2 protein-coding genes are annotated in these 1,080 nt (G+C 56.2%); both read left to right on the top strand.

Translation table 11 applies throughout. From position 1 onward, the window contains the following. The first annotated feature begins 78 nt into the window (after positions 1 to 78). Complete coding sequence (locus F6X37_RS35805) at positions 79 to 528, top strand: helix-turn-helix domain-containing protein (RefSeq protein ID WP_316252039.1); 450 nt, start codon at positions 79 to 81, stop codon at positions 526 to 528. Next, positions 525 to 1,073: an IS630 family transposase gene (locus tag F6X37_RS35800; protein WP_090812744.1), complete on the top strand. Its 549-nt coding sequence runs from the start codon at positions 525 to 527 to the stop codon at positions 1,071 to 1,073. The genes F6X37_RS35805 and F6X37_RS35800 overlap by 4 nt, the downstream gene beginning before the upstream one ends. Positions 1,074 to 1,080: the final 7 nt, after the last annotated feature.

The following is a 1,080-nucleotide window of genomic DNA, read 5'->3' as shown; positions in this document are numbered from 1 at the left end:
TAAGTGTTCCTGGTAAAACTGCTTGGATTTCGGTAACCTGGATTTTTCCCTGGTACCGAGGTGTCGATGAAATGCCGTGTGAAGCTTGTGAAGGCTGAGGAGATCACATTGCAGGAGATGGCGATCAATCACCGGTTCAAGAACACTCGCCGACGCGCCACGGGTGTTTTGATGCTCGCTCGCGGGGATAAGCCAAAGGTCGTCTGTGCAGCCCTCGGTGTGAGCGACCAGGCTGTCTACAACTGGGCTCACGCGTGGCGTATTGGAGGCATTTGCGCGCTCATGGGTGGTCACAACGGTGGTCGGCCGCGTGCACTTCCCGATGACGTGGTCGCTGTCGCGCTGGAGATTGCGCGGGCCGATCCGCTTACCCTGGCCCAGATAGCTCGACGCGTTGAGCAGGCACAAGCCCAGGCACTGCCTTGCAAGATAGAAACGCTGGGTGGAGCCCTCAAGCGTGCGGGCTTCACTTTCAAGCGCAACCGGTTCTCGCTGAAAAAAAGCGCAATGAACAGGAGTTCGAGATGAAACAGGCCACGCTCGAGAAGCTTCAGGTCGCCGCGCGCGATGGCCAGTGTCGCCTGCTCTATTTCGACGAGGCCGGTTTTTGCGGATCACCGCCTGTGCAGCGTAGCTGGTCACCACGTGGACTGCCCCATGCCATTGAGCCCAACCACCATTGTCGACGCAATGTGATGGGCGCACTGAACTTCGCAGAGAACAGTTTCGTCCATGCAGCAGGCAGCCATACGGTCAAAGGGCCTCACGTTGAGGGTTTTCTCAATGACCTGATCTGTCAGGGCGATGGTAGACCGACCGTGATCGTGCTCGACAACGCGAGCATTCATCACGGGATCGATCAGCTCACACTGGACCGCTGGTTCATCGAACACAAAGCACTCCTTTTTTATCTGCCGGCGTACAGCCCAGAACTGAATCTCATCGAGATCGTATGGAAGCACTTCAAGTACCACTGGCGGCGATTCGCGACGTGGACGAAAGAAACCGTCGATGCGGAGCTCGAAATTCTGCTCAGCGGATACGGGTCAAAATTCCAAGTAAATTTTTCGTGAACACTTA

Origin of the sequence: Paraburkholderia sp. 31.1, assembly GCF_014397645.1 — a bacterium.
Taxonomy (GTDB): Bacteria; Pseudomonadota; Gammaproteobacteria; order Burkholderiales; family Burkholderiaceae; genus Paraburkholderia; species Paraburkholderia tuberum.
This window is presented reverse-complemented; position numbering and strand designations above follow the sequence as displayed.

Bases quoted from the DNA above. Each gene is read 5' to 3' on its own strand.
- F6X37_RS35800 (WP_090812744.1), top strand. From the start codon at position 525: ATGAAACAGGCCACGCTCGAGAAGCTTCAGGTCGCCGCGCGCGATGGC.